14 protein-coding genes are annotated in these 16,410 nt (G+C 63.9%); 5 read left to right on the forward strand and 9 right to left on the reverse strand.

Features of this window, described 5'->3' with window-relative positions; translation table 11 throughout:
• Positions 1-2 precede the first annotated feature (2 nt).
• Together K6M89_RS09765 and K6M89_RS09770 are read left to right on the forward strand one after the other, a co-directional pair.
• A complete protein-coding gene (locus tag K6M89_RS09765) occupies positions 3-923 on the forward strand; it encodes a nucleoside hydrolase (protein ID WP_222139301.1) in 921 nt (306 codons plus the stop codon).
• On the forward strand, positions 920-2,707 hold the full coding sequence (locus K6M89_RS09770; protein ID WP_222139302.1) for an adenine deaminase: 1,788 nt from the start codon (positions 920-922) through the stop codon (positions 2,705-2,707). Before K6M89_RS09765 ends, K6M89_RS09770 begins: the two co-directional genes overlap by 4 nt.
• A 161-nt stretch (positions 2,708-2,868) precedes the next feature.
• Here the strand turns inward: K6M89_RS09770 and K6M89_RS09775 are convergent, their stop codons facing one another.
• From K6M89_RS09775 to K6M89_RS09800, 6 genes are all read right to left on the reverse strand, one after another.
• Complete coding sequence (locus tag K6M89_RS09775; protein WP_222139303.1) at positions 2,869-4,038, reverse strand: M20 aminoacylase family protein; 1,170 nt, start codon at positions 4,036-4,038, stop codon at positions 2,869-2,871.
• Positions 4,039-4,128: 90 nt separating this feature from the next.
• Positions 4,129-5,634 carry a tripartite tricarboxylate transporter permease gene (locus tag K6M89_RS09780; RefSeq protein ID WP_064683382.1) on the reverse strand — a complete coding sequence of 502 codons (1,506 nt, stop codon included), beginning with the start codon at positions 5,632-5,634 and terminating at the stop codon, positions 4,129-4,131.
• Between the two features lie 9 nt (positions 5,635-5,643).
• On the reverse strand, positions 5,644-6,105 hold the full coding sequence (locus K6M89_RS09785) for a tripartite tricarboxylate transporter TctB family protein (RefSeq protein WP_097583829.1): 462 nt from the start codon (positions 6,103-6,105) through the stop codon (positions 5,644-5,646).
• A gap of 217 nt (positions 6,106-6,322) precedes the next feature.
• Entirely contained in the window at positions 6,323-7,306 is a 984-nt protein-coding gene (locus K6M89_RS09790) for a tripartite tricarboxylate transporter substrate-binding protein (RefSeq protein ID WP_222139304.1), read from the reverse strand.
• Positions 7,307-7,511: 205 nt separating this feature from the next.
• The gene (locus tag K6M89_RS09795; RefSeq protein ID WP_222139305.1) at positions 7,512-8,846 is read right to left on the reverse strand and encodes a sigma-54-dependent transcriptional regulator; all 1,335 of its coding nucleotides are present in this window, start codon (positions 8,844-8,846) and stop codon (positions 7,512-7,514) included.
• Entirely contained in the window at positions 8,843-10,717 is a 1,875-nt protein-coding gene (locus K6M89_RS09800; RefSeq protein WP_281428474.1) for a sensor histidine kinase, read from the reverse strand. Before K6M89_RS09800 ends, K6M89_RS09795 begins: the two co-directional genes overlap by 4 nt.
• Positions 10,718-10,828: 111 nt before the next feature.
• Between K6M89_RS09800 and K6M89_RS09805 the strand changes: the two genes are divergently transcribed.
• Positions 10,829-11,491: a sulfite oxidase-like oxidoreductase gene (locus K6M89_RS09805; RefSeq protein WP_222139307.1), complete on the forward strand. Its 663-nt coding sequence runs from the start codon at positions 10,829-10,831 to the stop codon at positions 11,489-11,491.
• Here the strand turns inward: K6M89_RS09805 and K6M89_RS09810 are convergent.
• The 3 genes from K6M89_RS09810 to K6M89_RS09820 form a co-directional block, all read right to left on the reverse strand.
• Positions 11,476-12,105: a hypothetical protein gene (locus K6M89_RS09810; RefSeq protein ID WP_222139308.1), complete on the reverse strand. Its 630-nt coding sequence runs from the start codon at positions 12,103-12,105 to the stop codon at positions 11,476-11,478. The genes K6M89_RS09805 and K6M89_RS09810 overlap by 16 nt on opposite strands.
• Positions 12,106-12,401: 296 nt before the next feature.
• Complete coding sequence (locus K6M89_RS09815; RefSeq protein WP_222139309.1) at positions 12,402-13,136, reverse strand: CbtA family protein; 735 nt, start codon at positions 13,134-13,136, stop codon at positions 12,402-12,404.
• Between the two features lie 13 nt (positions 13,137-13,149).
• Positions 13,150-13,359, reverse strand: a complete 210-nt coding sequence (locus K6M89_RS09820) for a CbtB domain-containing protein (RefSeq protein ID WP_010060821.1) — start codon at positions 13,357-13,359, stop codon at positions 13,150-13,152.
• Positions 13,360-13,617: 258 nt separating this feature from the next.
• Here K6M89_RS09820 and K6M89_RS09825 point away from each other — a divergent pair, with 258 nt between their 5' ends.
• Together K6M89_RS09825 and K6M89_RS09830 are read left to right on the forward strand one after the other, a co-directional pair.
• Positions 13,618-14,172: a histidine phosphatase family protein gene (locus K6M89_RS09825; protein WP_222139310.1), complete on the forward strand. Its 555-nt coding sequence runs from the start codon at positions 13,618-13,620 to the stop codon at positions 14,170-14,172.
• Between the two features lie 484 nt (positions 14,173-14,656).
• Positions 14,657-16,228 (forward strand): putative bifunctional diguanylate cyclase/phosphodiesterase, encoded by a 1,572-nt coding sequence (locus tag K6M89_RS09830; protein ID WP_222139311.1) that lies wholly within the window; start codon positions 14,657-14,659, stop codon positions 16,226-16,228.
• Positions 16,229-16,410: the final 182 nt, after the last annotated feature.

A 16,410-nucleotide genomic window follows, 5' to 3' on the forward strand; every position in this document is an offset into this window, starting at 1 on the left:
TCATGGGCGTCTGGATCGACACGGACATGGGCTTCGACGACATCGCCGCGATTTTAGTGGTGGGACAGTCGGAATATGAAATCGACGGCGTATCGCTGGTCTTCGGCAATGCGCCGCTGCCGCAAGTCAGAATGAATGCCGCCGGCGCCACCAGTGCCTTCGGCTGGACATTCACCATTCATACCGGCCGCGCCGCGCCGGTTCTCGGCACGCTCGAAACCGCTCAGGCGATTCTCGGAAAAACCGGCATCCCCACATCAGGCAAGGGCCTGCCCGAGGCGCCTGCCGTTGCCGACAGCGATGCCTTCGCCGCGCTATGCCGCTGGCTGGAAAGCCAGGGCCAGCACCGCATCCTCGCGCTCGGGCCGCTCACCAATATCGCTGCGGTGGCGCTCGCCCGCCCCGATCTCGCCACCCGCATCGACGACCTCGTCTGGATGGGCGGCGGCGTCACGTCAGGTAACCACACAGCGTCTGCCGAATTCAACGCGCTTGCCGATCCCGAGGCGCTTGCGATCGTCATCGCCCATGGCCTGCCGTTGCGCATGGTCGATCTCGACCTCTGCCGCAAAGTGCTGGCAAGGCCGGAGGATACCGAGCCGGTGCGCCATGCCGGCGGCGCCAATGCCGAACTGATCGCCGATATGTTTTCCGGTTATATCGGCATCGGCACCAGCCGCGGCCGCCCGGGAATGGCGATCTACGATCCATCCGCCGCCGTCGCCTTCATCGCCCCTGACATCGTCAGCTTCCGCCCCGCAAGAATCGACGTCGAACTTCAGGGGGCCCTCACCCGTGGCCGCACCGTCGTCGAGACACGAGCCACACATGCGACCTTCAACGCCCAATTCGCCGCCGACATCGATGCCGATGGGGCCCGCGCCATCATTCTCGCCGCCCTGGTCAACGAGGCCCGCAAATGAACGCCACCCCTGGCCAGGAACCGGCCGATCTCAACGATCCTGCTTTGCGCGCCCGCGCCGTTGCGGCTGCGCGCGGCGATGCCCCTTTCGATATGCTGATCACCGGCGGCCGGTTGCTCGATGCGGTGACCGGCCTGATCCGGGACGCCGATATCGGCCTCGTCGGCGCGCTGATCGCCAGCGTCCATACGCCGGCGAGCCGCACAGATGCCGTCGAGATCATTGATGCGGCAGGCAGCATCGTGACGCCCGGCCTGATCGACACACACATGCACGTCGAAAGCTCGATGGTGACGCCGGCCGAATATGCGAGCGCCGTGCTGCCGCGTGGCGTCACCACGGTCGTCTGGGATCCGCATGAATTCGGCAATATCCATGGCCTCGACGGTGTGCGCTGGGCAATCGAGGCCGTACGCGCGCTGCCGCTGCGCATGATCCTGCTCGCCCCCTCCTGCGTGCCGTCGGCACCCGGCCTGGAAATTGCCGGCGCCGATTTCGATGCCGCCGTTATCGCCGAAATGCTGCGCTCTTCGGCCGTCGGCGGCGTTGCCGAAGTCATGAACATGCGCGGCGTCATCGATGGCGATCCCCGTATGAGCGCCATCGTCAATGCCGGCCTTGCCTCCGGCAAGCTCGTCTGCGGCCACGCCCGCGGGCTCGAGGGCGCCGATCTTAACGCCTTCATGGCGGCTGGTGTTACCTCCGACCACGAACTCACCTCCGGCGCCGATCTCGCCGCCAAGCTTGCCGCCGGTCTGACGATCGAACTGCGCGGCTCGCACGACCATCTGCTGCAAGAATTCGTCGCGGTGCTGAACGGTCTCGGCCACCTGCCGCCCACTGTCACGCTCTGCACCGACGACGTTTTCCCGGATGAACTCTATGAGAGCGGCGGGCTCGACGACGTCGCCCGCCGGCTGGTGCGCTACGGCATGAAGCCGGAATGGGCGATCCGCGCCGCAACCTTCAACGCCGCACAGCGGCTGAAGCGCTCCGACCTCGGCCTTGTTGCCGCCGGCCGCCGCGCCGATCTCGTGTTTTTCGAGAATCTCACGGAATTCCGGGCGCGGCTGGTCATCTCAGGTGGCCGCATCGTCGCCCGCAACGGCAGCATGGAGGCGGCCGTCCAACGGCTTGATAGGGCACCGCTTGAAAATTCGGTGAAGCTCCCGCCACTCGTCGAAAATGACTTCCTCATTCCATCCGAAGGCGCGCGTGTCCGCGTCGCCACCATCGACCGCCCGCGCTTCACCCAATGGGGCGAGGCCGAAACGGAGGTCCGGGACGGGTTCGTCGTGCCGCCGGCCGGCAGCGCCATGATCGCCGTCGCCCACCGCCACGGCAAGACCGACGGCGTCCCGCGCATCGGCTTCCTCACCGGCTGGGGCGAATGGCGCGGCGCCTTTTGCACCACCGTCTCGCATGACAGCCACAACCTCACCGTCTTCGGCGGCAATGCACGCGACATGGCGCTCGCCGCCAACGCCGTCATATCAGCCGGCGGCGGCATGGCGGTCGCCAGAGGCGGCAAGGTCGAAGCGATCCTGCCGCTGCCGCTCTCCGGCCTGGTGACCGGCGCCTCGCTGAAGGACACTGCTTCGGCCTTCGCCGACATCCGCAAGGCCATGGACAAGATCGTCGACTGGAAACCGCCCTACCGCGTCTTCAAGGCTTGCTTCGGCGCAACGCTGGCCTGCAATGCCGGCCCGCACCAGACCGATCGGGGGATTGCCGATGTCGTGACGGGGAGAGTGATGGAAAGCCCGGTGCTGGAGATTTTGTAGGACTTGGTGAAATAGCGAGGTTGGTGCCGAGTGGCCCCCTCATCCGGCTGCCGCCACCTTCTCCCCGCTGGGGAGAAGAGACTTGCCGCGAGGTCTCGAACCCCTTCTCCCCAGCGGGGAGAAGGTGCCCGTAGGGCGGATGAGGGAGCCGCAAACGCGGCCTAACCCTTCAACTCCCGCTCCACCAATGCCACCCAATAAGCCGCCCCATATCCGAGCGCTTCATCGTTGAAATCATAGGCCGTGTTGTGATGCAGCGCGCCGTCCACCGCCGGCCCGTTGCCGAGCCAGGCGTAACAGCCCGGCGCGTTCTGCGCGAAGAAGGCAAAGTCGTCGCCCGCCGTCGACGGCGGAAAGCTAGTTCGCACTTTTTCACCAAAGACCATCCCGGCGGCAGCAAGCGCCCGCGTAGTCGCATCCCGGTCATTGGTCACCGGCGGAATGCGCCGCTCGAAACGGTAGTCGGCTGAAATGCCGTACATGGCAGCCGTTCCGCTGGCCAGCCGGCCGATCTCTGTCGCCAGCTGGTCGCGCACCTCAGGCGAATAGGCGCGGGCCGTTCCGCCAATCTCGACCACGTCGGGAATGACGTTCAGCGCCTTGGGATCACCCGCCTGCAGGAAGCAGGCGCTGACGACGGCCGGCTGCAGCGGATCGACCACGCGCCCGACAATCGTCTGCAGCGATGACAGGAATGTGCCGGCCGCCGTGATCGGATCGCGGCCGAGATGCGGCTTGGCGCCGTGCGTGCCGATTCCGCGAAAGGTGATGCGCCAGCTGTCGGAAGAGGCAAGCTGCGGCCCCTCGACCACCGCGATCTCGTCGACCGCAAGCCCAGGCATATTGTGCAGCCCATAGACGGCATCGCAAGGGAAAAGCCTGAAGAGCCCTTCGTCCACCATGCGCTTGGCGCCGCCGCGCCCCTCTTCGGCCGGCTGGAAAATGAAATGCACCGTGCCGGAAAAACTCCGCGTCGCCGCAAGATGCCGTGCGGCGCCGAGAAGCATCGCCGTATGGCCGTCATGACCGCAGGCATGCATCCTGCCAGGCACCGTCGACTTATAAGGCCGCTCCGCCGCCTCGGGCATGGCGAGCGCATCCATGTCAGCCCTGAGCCCGATGCGGCGGGTGCCGTTGCCGACCTGCAGCGTGCCGACCACGCCGGTGCCGCCAAGGCCGCGGTGCACAGCAATACCGGCTTCCTCCAGCAGCCTCGCGACGATGCCGGCGGTGCGCTCCTCCTCGAAGCCGAGCTCGGGATGGGCATGCAGGTCACGTCGCAGGGCGGTGAGGAACGGCAGATCGTCCTTGATCCGGGCGGGGATGCTCATGGCCTGGATATCCTGTCAAGCAACGGGCGCCCAGCCGGCGCCCGCGTCAGATCATTTCTTGTTTATCAAACGGATCGCAAGTTCAACCCCTCAGGCCTCCTCGACGAACACCTCCTCGCGCTTCTTCTTGACGCTCGGCAGGAAGACGACGATCAGAACGGCGACCGCGATCGCCAGAAGCGTGGCGCTGATCGGCCGGGTGACGAAGGTGGTCGGATCGCCGCGCGACAGGATCATGGCGCGTCTCAGGTTCTCTTCCAGAAGCGGCCCGAGCACGAAACCGAGCAGGAGCGGCGCCGGTTCGCAGCGAAGCTTTGCCAGCACATAGCCGATGAAGCCGAAGAAGGCGACGGCATAGAGGTCGTAAACGTTCGTATTGACGCTGTAGACCCCGATCGAGCAGAAGGCCATGATGACGGGGAAGAGCACATAATAGGGCACGGTTAATAGCTTCACCCAGAGCCCGATCAGCGGCAGGTTCAGGATCACGAGCATCAGATTGCCGATCCACATCGAGGCAATGATACCCCAGAATAGCGCCGGCTGCTCGGTGGCGACATTCGGTCCCGGCACGATGCCCTGGATGATCATCGCGCCGATCATCAGCGCCATGACGGGATTGGCCGGAATGCCGAGCGTCAGCAGAGGAATGAACGAAGTCTGCGCCCCGGCATTGTTGGCCGATTCCGGACCCGCCACGCCGGCGACCGCGCCCTTGCCGAATTCCTGCGGCGTCTTCGACAGGCGTTTTTCCACCGTATAGGAAGCGAAGGAGGCAAGGATCGCCCCGCCACCCGGCAAGATGCCGAGCGCCGAGCCGATCGCCGTGCCGCGAATGACCGGCGCGATCATCTCCTTGAATTCCTGGCGCGAGGGCAAGAGACCCGAAACCTTGGCCACCAGCACTGTGCGGGTCGATTCGCCTTCGAGATTGCGCAGGATTTCCGCCACGCCGAAGACGCCGACGGCAAGCGCCACGAAGTTCAGCCCGTCGGCATATTCGCGGATGCCGAGCGTGAAGCGCGGCGTGCCGGTATAGATATCGGTCCCGACGAGGCCGAGCAGCAGTCCGAGCGCGACCATCGCCAGCGCCTTGACGACCGAGCCGTGCGCCAGAGCGATCGAGGAGACGAGGCCGACGATCATCAGCGAGAAATATTCCGCCGCACCGAATTGCAGCGCGATATCGGTCAGCGGCGGTGCGAAGATCGCAACGAGAAAGGTCGAGACCGTGCCGGCGAAGAATGAGCCGAGCGCGGCGATCGCCAACGCCGCCCCCGCCCTGCCCTTGCGGGCCATCTGGTAGCCGTCGATTGCGGTGACGGCGGAAGAGGATTCGCCCGGCATATTGATGAGGATCGCCGTCGTCGAGCCGCCATATTGCGCGCCGTAATAGATGCCGGCGAGCATGATGAGCGAAGAGACCGGCTCGAGCTGAAAGGTGATCGGCAGAAGCATGGCGATCGTCGCCGTGGCGCCGATGCCGGGCAGTACGCCGATCAGCGTGCCGAGCAGCACGCCGATCAGGCAGAAGAGAAGATTGTCGAGGGTTGCCGCGGTGGCAAAGCCAAGTGCGAGATTGCTGAAGAGATCCACCGTCGCCTCCTAGAACCGGACCCAGGGGCCGAAACGCTCGAACGGCAGCCCGAGCCCATAACTGAAGACGGCGACCGAAAAGATCGTCAGCAGCAGCGACAGAATGATCGCAGACACCACGTTCATCTTGCGCGACGCGAAGCAGGCGATGAAGGCGGTGAAGAACAGCGCCGGCGCAAATCCGAGCCCGCGCACGGTCAGCCCGAAGAAGACTGGAGCCGGCAGGATGAACAGCATGCCGCGCCAGGCGAAGACGTCGACCGGCTCACCTTCGACACGCAGCGCCTGAATGAAGATGATCGCGCCGAGCAGCACGAGCACGCAGGCCAGCACCAGCGGAAAATAACCCGGCCCCATGCGCAATGCCGTGCCGAGGTCGAGCGAAAACGACTGGAAGGCGAAGAAGGCGCCGGTGGCGACGAAAAGCGCGCCGCAGATCGCATTGGTGGTATCGAAACTGATGGATTTCATGGTGTCTCCTGGAGTTGGAGATGGTTCACGTGATGCATCACAAAGGAGCTAGCCCCTCATCCGCCTGCCGGCACCTTCTCCCCGTAAACGGGTAGAAGGGAACACACCGCAACCTCCCCGTTCCCGCCACGTCTCGCATGGCATGTCCCCTCTCCCCGCAAGCGGGGAGAGGGTTAGGGTGAGGGGCTCGCGCAGCATGTCCGCACGAGGATAATCCTCAGTCGGCATATTCGCCAGCAGCTTCGATCACCGGCTTCCAGCGGGCGATCTCGCTTTCGAGCTTGGCCTTCAACGCAGCCGGCGTCGCATCGGCATCGGAGGACGGCGTCGTGCCCAGTTCGGCGAAGCGGGCGCCGACATTCGGATCCTTCAGCGCGACCTGCAGCGACTTCGACAGCCGTTCGTTGATCTCGGCCGGTGTGCCCTTCGGGGTATAGATGCCGTGCCAGATGCCGACTTCGAAGCCCGGCAGGCCGGCTTCGACCGCCGTCGGAATGTCCTTCATCACGTCGAGGCGCTTGGGCGAGGTCACGGCATAGGCCTTGATCGTGCCGCCCGTTATTTGCTTCGTCGTATTGGTCGTCTGGTCGCACATGATATCCACCTGGCCGCCGAGAAGATCGGTCATCGCAGGACCGGTGCCCTTGTAGGGAACGGTCGTCAGCTGGGTCTGGATGGCGCTCATGAACATCATGCCGCAGAGATGCGAAGCGGCGCCGATGCCGGCATTGGCGACCGTCACCTTGTCCTTGTTGGCCTTGACGTAGTCGATCAAGCCCTTGAGGTCGGCCGGCTCGAAGTCCTTGCGGGCGACGATTGTCATCGGCACCTCGGTGACGAGGCCGACATAGTCGAAGTCGCCGAGCGTGTCATAGGCGAGCTTGCGGTAGAGCGTGGCGCTGGTCGCCATGCCGATATGGTGCAGGAGAATGGTGTATCCATCGGGATCGGCGTTCGCCACCCGGCCGGCGCCGAGCGTGCCGCCGGCGCCGCCGACGTTCTCCACGACGATCTGCTGGCCGAGATCCTTCGACATGGATTCAGCGACGAGGCGTGCGACGGTATCGGTCGGACCACCGGCCGCGAAGGGGACGACCATGGTGATGGTGCGCTCGGGATAGGTCTGCGCCGAAGCGGCGCCGGCGAGAAGAGAGACCGCGGCAGCCGCGGTCAGGCCGAGCATGGCCTTCAGGATTTTCATCGTTTCCTCCCTGATGAAACAAGCAAAGCCGCCGGCACATCCTCCGCGCCGACGATGTCCTATTTGCCGCCCGGAAAAATCGAGCCGCAATCATCGCCACCGCCTCGACAAGAGGATTCTGGGACAGTGCGGTGCAGCATGGGTCGATTCCGAAACAAACGGCTGTTGCGATGGGTGGAAATCCACCCATCGCCGTGCTGCAGGATCAGCCGTCGGTAATCAGCATCCGCTTGTCGAGGCCGTATTTCTGCATCTTTTCGTAGAGGGTCTTGCGGGAAATGCCGAGCGATTCATAGACCGGCCGGAGGCTGCCGCCATGCGCGACCAGTGCGCTGGCGATGACGCCCCGCTCGAATTCGGCGACGCGTTCTGCAAGGCCGGTCGCCTCCTCGGCCTGCCGCCCGCCATTGTCGAGACCGAGGACCAGACGGTCGGCGGCGTTCCTCAATTCGCGGACATTGCCGGGCCAGTCGCGCTGAGCAATGTCGGAGATCACCTCCGGCGGCACGGTGAGCTCGTCGCGGCCGTAGCGGGCGGCGGCCTCCCGCACCAGCTGCAGGAAAAGCAGCGGAACGTCCGCCCGCCGCTGCGACAGCGACGGCACGTGCAGCGTCGCGACGTTCAGTCGGTAGAGCAGATCGGCGCGAAAGCGGCCGGCTGCCACCTCCGCCTCGAGATCGACCTTGCTCGTCGCGATGAAGCGGACGTCGAGCGGCACGATCTCATTCGATCCGAGCCTGGAAATCACCCGTTCCTGCAGCACCCGCAGGAACTTCGCCTGCAGGTCAAAGGGCATGGAGCCGATCTCGTCGAGCAGAATGGTGCCGCCGCGCCCGTGCTCGAATTTTCCGTAACGCGGCCTGACCGCTCCCGGAAAGGCGCCGGGCTCGTGACCGAAAAGCTCGCTCTCGATGAGGTTTGCCGGCAGCGCAGCGCAATTGATCGCAATGAACGGCCGACTTGCCCGGGCGCTGATGTCGTGAAGCGCGCGGGCCACCACTTCCTTGCCGGCGCCGGTCTCGCCGACAATAAGCGTATCGGCATCGCTCGCCCCGATCGCACGGATGCGGTAGCGCAGATCCACCATCACCTGAGTGCGTCCCGGCAGCCGCGCCTCGATATCGTCGCGTTTGCCGGCGACCGCCTTCAGCAGCCGGTTTTCGAGCACGAGGCCGCGCCGCTCCATCGCCCGGCGAATGACGCCGGCAAGCATCTCCGCCGTGAACGGCTTCTCGATGAAATCATAGGCGCCCTCCCGCATCGCCTTCACAGCGAGCTGCACATCGCCATGGCCGGTGACGAGAATGACCGGCACCTCCGGATCGACCTCGCGGATCTTCTGCATCAGCGTCATACCGTCGATACCGGGCATGCGGATATCGCTGACGACGACCCCGGGAAAGCTGTAGCCGATCAGCTCCAGCACCTGATCGCCATTCGAAAAGGTCTCGACGCTGAAGCCGGAAAGCTCCAGCGCCTGCGCCGTCGACCGGCGCAACTCTTCTTCGTCGTCGACAAGCAGGATCTTCGCTTCGTTCATTCTGCCGCCTCCGGCATCAGCCCAGCCGCCGACTGCAGCTCGATGCGGAACACCGCGCCCCCTTCGGGATGATTGGCGGCGGCCAGGCTGCCGCCGAAATCCTTGACGATGTTGTAGGAGATCGAAAGTCCCAGCCCGAGCCCCTTGCCGACGCCCTTCGTCGTGAAGAACGGATCGAAGATGCGCTCGGCGATCGCCGCCGGCACACCCGGCCCATGGTCGCGCACCGTCAGCACCACCTTGCCGGCCTCCTCGAAAGCCGAAACCTCGATGCGCCTGTCATCCAGCCCTTCCACCGCGTCAGCGGCATTGGAGATCACATTCACCAACACCTGCTGCAGACGCACCGATCCGGCGCGCACGACCGGCGGCCGTGTCCCCAGATCGAGCCGAAGCTCGGCGTCCGCCGCTTTCAGCCGCCATGCGACGATTTCCAGCGTATCACGCATCGCTTCGTCGAGAGGGACCGGCCCGAGCTTCTCGTTCGGCTTGCGGGCGAAGTTGCGCAGGTGCCTGCTGATCGAGGCCATCCGGTCGATCAGCCCGCCGATGCGCCTTATATTGTCGCGCGCCTCCTCCATTCGCCCGCGGTCGATCAGCACCGTAGCGCTGTCCGTATAGGTCTTGGCGGCGGCCAGCGGCTGGTTGAACTCATGCGAAAGAGCCGCCGACATTTGTCCGAGCCCGGCAAGCTTGCCGGCCTGGATCAGATCGGCCTGGGTCTGACGTAGCTGCTGTTCGGTCAGCCGCCGTTCCGAGATCTCCTCCTCGATGCGGCTGTTGACGCGGGCAAGATCGGCGGTGCGCTCCTCTACCCGTCGCTCCAGCTCGCCGCGCGCCTCGGCCTGCATCTGCATGCGCTCGGCAAGGCGCGCCCGCCGCTGGCGAAGCACGGCGACAGCAAGCGCGGCGATGCAGAGGATGAGGAAGACGGCGACCAGTGCGGTGCGCGCCTGAGCCCGGATGGAGCTCGTTTCCATCAGCACGTTCACCGTCCAGTCCTCGGCCGGCATGTAATGCGACAGCACGAGATATTCGCTCGCACCCCGGTCGCTTGCCAGCGTCATCAACTCGTGCTGTTCGAAGCGGTGACGCGTCACCGGCAGCGCTGTCAGCCTGGCATTGGCATAACGCCGCGAGGCTTCCGTACGGGCGATGCGGTCGGCCGTCAGCGGCAGGATCGTCCCGTAGAGCCATTCCGGACTGCCCGACATGAAGATGATACCCTCCGGATCGGAGACGAAAATCTTGTACTCCCCGCCGCTCCAGGAGGATTCGATCATGTCGATATCGACCTTGAAGACGATGACGCCGCGAATGTCCGCCTCGACCCTGATCGGCGCCGAGAAATAATAGCCGCGTTTCAGCGAGGTGGTGCCGAGCGCATAAAACCGCGCCTGCCGGCCTTCGATCGCCTCTTGGAAATAGGGCCGATAGTTGAAATTCTGCCCGACGAAGCTTCCCGGTCCATCATAATTGCTGGCTGCGATCGTCTCCCCGTCCGGCTTCACCACGTAGATGTCGGAGGATTTCAACAGCCCGTTGATCTCTTTGAGGTAGAGATTGGCAGCATCACGCAGCGCCATGTCGTCAGGCGCGCTGACCAGTTCCTTGATGTCGTCATGATCGGCAATCAGCGCCGGCAGCGCCTCGTAGCGGTTGAGATGGCCGCTGAGCGCCGAAACCGCGAGACGCAGCGCCGTTCCTGCCTGCGCCGAGGCCTCCTCTATATAGGTGCGAGTCGCAATCGCGCTTCCATAGGTGAAGAAGGCGAAAATGACGATCGGCACCATCAAAAGCGCCGCTATCGCACGATATCTCGAAGACAGATCCGGCTCCTCCCTTTCTGCCTCCACTCCCCAGCAAGGCATGCCCGACGGGCTCCAAGTCTAATGATACCGACGGGGATTTCCAAGGGTCTGCCGAAACTTGACACCCCGTCGGCCGAATGTCCTATTGCGGCAACGCAAGGAGACCCCCTCATGAGCGACGACCAGACGCCCGCCGACAGCAAGCTGACCAGTTCCAAGCGCCGCTGGGCGGCGGAGGGCAAATTCCTGACCGGCCGCGTCAGCCGTCCGCAAGCCGAGCGCCTGCCGCCCGGCCAGCACCTCGTCAATAACTGGCCGGTGCTCGATCTCGGCCAGCAGCCGGTCATCTCCACCGATAGCTGGCGGCTCGAGGTCCGCGGCCTGGTCGAAACGCCGCTCACCCTCAACTGGGCCGCCTTCCAGGAAATCGAGCAGAGTACCAGGATCAGCGATATCCACTGCGTCACCACTTGGTCGCGTTACGACAACAACTGGAAGGGCGTTTCGACGCGGGATCTGCTCGATCTCGCCGCGCCGAAGCCGGAAGCGGCCTACGTCCTGCTGACGAGTTATGACGGCTACACCACCAACCTGCCGCTTGCCGATTTCGCCGCCGAGGACGCGATCCTTGCGACCTCATGGGAGGGCCTGCCGTTGACGCCGGATCATGGCGGCCCGATGCGCCTCGTCGTGCCGCATCTCTACTTCTGGAAAAGCGCCAAATGGCTGCGCCGGGTCGAGCTGATGCCCGCCGACGAGGCCGGGTTCTGGGAAAAGAACGGCTACCACATTTATGGCGATCCGTGGCGCGAGCAACGCTATTCCGACGACTGAGCCTTCGGCCGCAAGACGGCTCTAAGCGCAAGGACAGCAAGACCGAACAGGGCAGCCAGTCCCGACAACGATGCCATACTGGCAGGATGAAGCGGCACCCTGCTCCAATTCGGCTTGACGATGTCGGCGGTGTTGAAGGCCTCGCCGCTGAACTGGCAGGTGATGAGCGCAAGCCCGCGCCGCGCCATGTCGATGTCGATGGCTGAGATGATTTCACCCGCCGCGGTCGCCTCCCGCGGCATCTCCCGCATCGCCATCAGTACGGCTTTCGTCGCCGCGAGATAGGCATGAGCGCATTCGTTGAAAGGACTTTCCTCATCCGTGACGCTGCCCGGCATTCGGCCCCAGACGCAATAGGAATACTGGATTTCGGCGTAGTTCAGGACGCGGCGGAACGGTTCGTTCGTATCGACCGCCCGCGACGCCAGCGCGATAATCCCGCTGCGGTAATCGGCAATGACCGCCATCTCGCCGTGGGAAATGGCCGGGATCTCGAGGCCGGCATGACTGCCGCCGGCGCTGCGGCTATGAGCAAAGGCGCTTCCGGCAATGAATAGAAGCAAGCATGCGCTGAGACCGAGAAAGGCAAGCCGTCGATAGAGATAGCGTGCCATCCCTCCAGCTTGCCTCATTCCTGTCCTCGGACTCCTGACGGACGAGAGAGGAACACGGCGCCGCCACATACCCCTTCTCCCCAGCGGGGGTCCGAAGGACGGGTCGAGACGCGTGGCTCGACCCCGGCGGATGCCGGCAGGCAGATGAGGGGGTGAGCAGCAAAGCTGCGAATGCACTGAGCACAGGCGAAGGGCAACATATAGGGCGTGCCGTGTGGCCCCCTCATCCGACCCTTCGGGCCACCTTCTCCCCGCTGGGGAGAAGGTGTAGCAAGCCGCAACCTCGATGCGCCGGATCACCGGAAGGCGGGCCGCAGCCCGCTCTTGAGGGCAAGCCGTCTTTCCGCCAGCGCTCCGAAAGCAAGGCCGAGCGTTGCCCAGAGAATCGCGTGCATGCCGAGTGAGGTCGTGCGGAACCGCCAGAGCACCATCGCCGAGAAGTTCTCCGGCACTTCGTTGATCGGCGGCAGCAGATAAAGCACGACGCCGATAAAGACGAGATAGGCGAGAGCGGCGACGATCGCGCCGTTCCAAAGCCCGAAACGCTCGGAAAGGCGGCGCGACAGCGCCACGGCGGCAATCAGCGCCCCGACCGAAACAACGATCATCAGGAAGAACAGCTCGGTCCTGACGCCGATCGTGTCGGGATTGCCGAGCGCCGGCGGATTGGCCGGATATTTGATGCCGGGGACGAGAACGATGGCCACGAAGGCGGCAATGGCGATGGCGGCCGAGGTGCCACGCGCCGAAAGAGCGCTGAAGCGGCCATGCACGAAAGCAAAAGCGAGGGCAAAAAGCCCGCCGACGGCAACGCTGTAGGCCATGACGCCGGTGAAGAGGCCGAGACCGGCCTGCGTGGCGCGGCTGACGACTTCAGGTTCGGCCGCTTGCCCGGCCGCCTGCGCGCTCGCCTCTTCGAAAGCGATCGCCGCATCGACCAGCGGTTCGCCGAAGATATGGGCGAAAGCGAAAACGAGGATACCGGCAATCACGCCCGCGAACATGCCGCGAAGCAAAAGGTTTCCAACCATGTCGGGAACTCCCTTAGTGGCAGGGAAAGCCGAGGAGATGACGGCCGTCGTGCACGAATTCATGCACATACATGCCGTTGAACAGCGCCATCGCGCCTTCCTCGGTGCCGACGAAATAGATGGCGATGAGCATCAGTAGGCCGCCGAAGATCGCCCAGGGAAGAATTTCGCCGACGGGGATCGGCGCCGGTGCCGCGACGGGCGTGAAAGTGGTGTCAGACATGTATTCCTCCGGAATGACGCGTTCAGTCGAAAGAGTGCTTGTGCGGCAGGGTCTGACTTCCAGCGCGAAGAGCTTTCGACACGCTGGTCACAGTGGCGCGACCGCGCCGGATTTCCACCGGCTTCCAAACCCGCAACAGCCCGGTTATAGCTGCACGCTGAAGAGACTGTCAACGAAACTTCGCAAGCCGGCAAAGCGTCCTTTGGCGCCGGAACAGACGCGCGGCTGCTGCAGTCGTATCGAGAGGTCAGAACGATCGTGAATACGCGCCTCACCTGGATCTGCCACGGCGCGACGGCGGCGAGCCGCAAGGCCCTTTTCCCGCTCGACGAACCGCTTGAGGGCAAAGCGGAAGAGGAAGCCCGCAAGATCGCCGCCCTGCCCCGCGCGGATCGTATCGTCACGAGCCCTGCCTTGCGCGCCCGCCAGACCGCCGAGGCGCTACGCCTCGAAGCCCGGGCAGATCCGGCGCTTCGCGATTGCGACCACGGCCGCTGGGCCGGCAGGCCGATCGCGGCGGTCGAGGCGGAAGAACCGGAAAGCCTCATGGCCTGGATGACCGAGCCGGCGGCAGCACCGCACGGCGGCGAGAGCCTTGTTGATCTGCGAAAGCGCGTCGCCGACTGGATGGACACCCAATCGGCCCTCGGCGGTCACGTCATCGCCGTCAGCCATGCGGCTGTCATCCGGGCGGCGGTCGCGCATGTGCTTCAGGCGCCGCGCTCCTCCTTCTGGCTGAGCGACGTCGAGCCGCTCGCCATCCTTCGCATGACCGGCAACGGCAGCCGCTGGTCCCTGCGCTTCCAGCATTAGAGATTCCTCATTTTATCCAGCCTTACACAAGCAAATCGCGTCATCCCTGTTGAACCCGGTTTTACGGGGACTACTTCCTTGTCCCAAGGAGATGGAAGAATGACATATGATTGGAGTGGAGAACGGACGCGGCGCCTGCGTTTCATGCGCGTCGCCACGTTCACGGTTCTGGCCGGTCTCATCGTCAGCGTTCCGCTGCTGATCGTCACCGCCTGAAGCACGAGAAAGGGCGAGCATGCGACAGCACGCTCGCCTTCGTTCTTCTTCTTGATCTTTGCAGTGCCAACTACCTGCAGCAATTATTCTCCTTCTGGTCGAAATCAGTGAAGCAGCTGCGATGCCAATCCTGGTTGCATCGCAAGCGTTATCCGAGCTCCTGACGGCGCAGCAGCGTACTTCCCCCTCTGAAAATTCGCCTTCTGGTTTCAACGAACATTTCAGACTTTTGTGATATCTCGACGCGGGTGGAGATGGAGAAGGCATAATGCCTGTGTTTTTCCAGAGCAGAGCCGGACGGCAATGCATGTCGATCGTCGGTTTGGGGATAACCCTCTGGCTCCTCGGGACGCTGCTCCGGTTCGACGACAGCCTCGCTTCATTCATGACCGATTTCGGCGCGTACGGCGCCGACAAGCTCGTTCTCGGGCTCGGCATCGCCGGCGCCATGAGCTTCATATACTCGGTGCTGCGCATTGCCGATCTGCGCAAGGAAATGGAATTGCGCGTCGCCGCTCAGGCGAAGGCCGATTGGACGGCAACTCATGATCACCTGACCAAGCTGCCGAACCGCTACGCCTTCGAGCGTAAGGCTCTCGCACGGCCGATCAAGAACGACGAGGCCGAAATCGAGGAATGGGACGACAACGTCACCATCTTTTCCGTCGATCTCGACGGCTTCAAGAAAGTCAACGATCTCGTCGGCCACAAGGGCGGTGACGAGTTGTTGATCGAAGTCGCCAGGCGCATCTGCGCGCTCGGCAATGCCGATTGCGTCTACCGCTTCGGCGGCGACGAATTCATCATCGTCGCCTTTGCCCTGACGGCGCAGCGGGAGGAGCGTTTCGCCAAGCTGCTGATCCAGGCCGTGACCCGGCCGATCCATATCGATGGCTTTGCCGTCGAAGTCGGCGCCAGCGTCGGCTACGATCGCTGGGCTGAGGGAGCCGAACCGCTGGAAGATGCCGCCCATCGTGCCGACCTCGCCATGTACGAGGCCAAATCACGCGGCCCCAACCATTTTCTCGTCTTCGAAACCTCGATGCAGGACAAGGTAACCGAGCGCGCCTCCTTGGAAACCAGGCTGCGCGCCGCAATCGCCAATAAGGACATCAAGCCGTTCTATCAGCCGCTGATCGACCTGAAGACCGGCCAGCTCTGCGGTTTCGAAGCGCTCGCGCGCTGGACGGGCGAGGATGGCATCCACATTTCGCCGCCGGTCTTCATCGACATTGCCGAGGAAACCGGCATGATCACCGCCTTGTTCGAGGATCTCCTCGCCCAGGCCTGCAGCGACGCGCTCACCTGGCCGGCGCATGTCATGTTGTCCTTCAACGTCTCGCCGGTCCAGATGGAAGACAAGCTCTTGACATCCCGCATCCTCAAGGTGCTGTCGGCAACCCGGCTGCCGCCGCAACGCCTGGAAGTGGAGATCACCGAGAACGCGCTGATTCAGGATCCCGCTGTCGCCGCCGTCATTCTCGAAGAACTGCATGCTGCCGGCATCCAGATCGCCCTCGATGATTTCGGCACAGGCTATTCGAGCCTCGCCCAGCTCGCCCGCTATCGCTTCGACAAGATCAAGATCGACAAAAGCTTCATCGCCACCTATCGCGACGACGAACGCCAGGAAAAGATCGTCCGCGCCATGCTTGGCCTCGGCAGAAGCCTCAATATCAAGACGACTGCGGAAGGCGTCGAGGAGCATGGCCAGCTCGCCTTCCTGCTGCAGCTCGGCTGCGACATTGGCCAGGGCTATCTTTTCGGCAAGGCGATGCCCGCCGCCGAGGCGGGCATCTTCATCAGCGATCGCAATGCCAGCCTGGCCTCAACGGCCTGACGCTATGCTTTAAAGACTTAGGCCGCAAACCAGGACGAACCCGAACAGCGGCCAGAAGGCCGAATTCGAGCCCTGGAGCGGGTGGAAGATGAAGATGCCGCGTCACAATCGCACTCGAAGAAGATGATAGGCTGCACCGGGGCAAAATAACCGACGGACGAATGGATGCCTTTCCGCCTGCT

It is taken from the genome of Rhizobium croatiense, assembly GCF_019793465.1.
GTDB classification, from domain to species: Bacteria; Pseudomonadota; Alphaproteobacteria; order Rhizobiales; family Rhizobiaceae; genus Rhizobium; species Rhizobium croatiense.

Bases quoted from the DNA above. Each gene is read 5' to 3' on its own strand.
- K6M89_RS09765 (WP_222139301.1), top strand. From the start codon at position 3: ATGGGCGTCTGGATCGACACGGACATGGGCTTCGACGACATCGCCGCG.
- K6M89_RS09770 (WP_222139302.1), top strand. From the start codon at position 920: ATGAACGCCACCCCTGGCCAGGAACCGGCCGATCTCAACGATCCTGCT.
- K6M89_RS09775 (WP_222139303.1), bottom strand. From the start codon at position 4,038: ATGAGCATCCCCGCCCGGATCAAGGACGATCTGCCGTTCCTCACCGCC.
- K6M89_RS09785 (WP_097583829.1), bottom strand. From the start codon at position 6,105: ATGAAATCCATCAGTTTCGATACCACCAATGCGATCTGCGGCGCGCTT.
- K6M89_RS09790 (WP_222139304.1), bottom strand. From the start codon at position 7,306: ATGAAAATCCTGAAGGCCATGCTCGGCCTGACCGCGGCTGCCGCGGTC.
- K6M89_RS09795 (WP_222139305.1), bottom strand. From the start codon at position 8,846: ATGAACGAAGCGAAGATCCTGCTTGTCGACGACGAAGAAGAGTTGCGC.
- K6M89_RS09800 (WP_281428474.1), bottom strand. From the start codon at position 10,717: ATGCCTTGCTGGGGAGTGGAGGCAGAAAGGGAGGAGCCGGATCTGTCT.
- K6M89_RS09805 (WP_222139307.1), top strand. From the start codon at position 10,829: ATGAGCGACGACCAGACGCCCGCCGACAGCAAGCTGACCAGTTCCAAG.
- K6M89_RS09810 (WP_222139308.1), bottom strand. From the start codon at position 12,105: ATGGCACGCTATCTCTATCGACGGCTTGCCTTTCTCGGTCTCAGCGCA.
- K6M89_RS09815 (WP_222139309.1), bottom strand. From the start codon at position 13,136: ATGGTTGGAAACCTTTTGCTTCGCGGCATGTTCGCGGGCGTGATTGCC.
- K6M89_RS09820 (WP_010060821.1), bottom strand. From the start codon at position 13,359: ATGTCTGACACCACTTTCACGCCCGTCGCGGCACCGGCGCCGATCCCC.
- K6M89_RS09830 (WP_222139311.1), top strand. From the start codon at position 14,657: ATGCCTGTGTTTTTCCAGAGCAGAGCCGGACGGCAATGCATGTCGATC.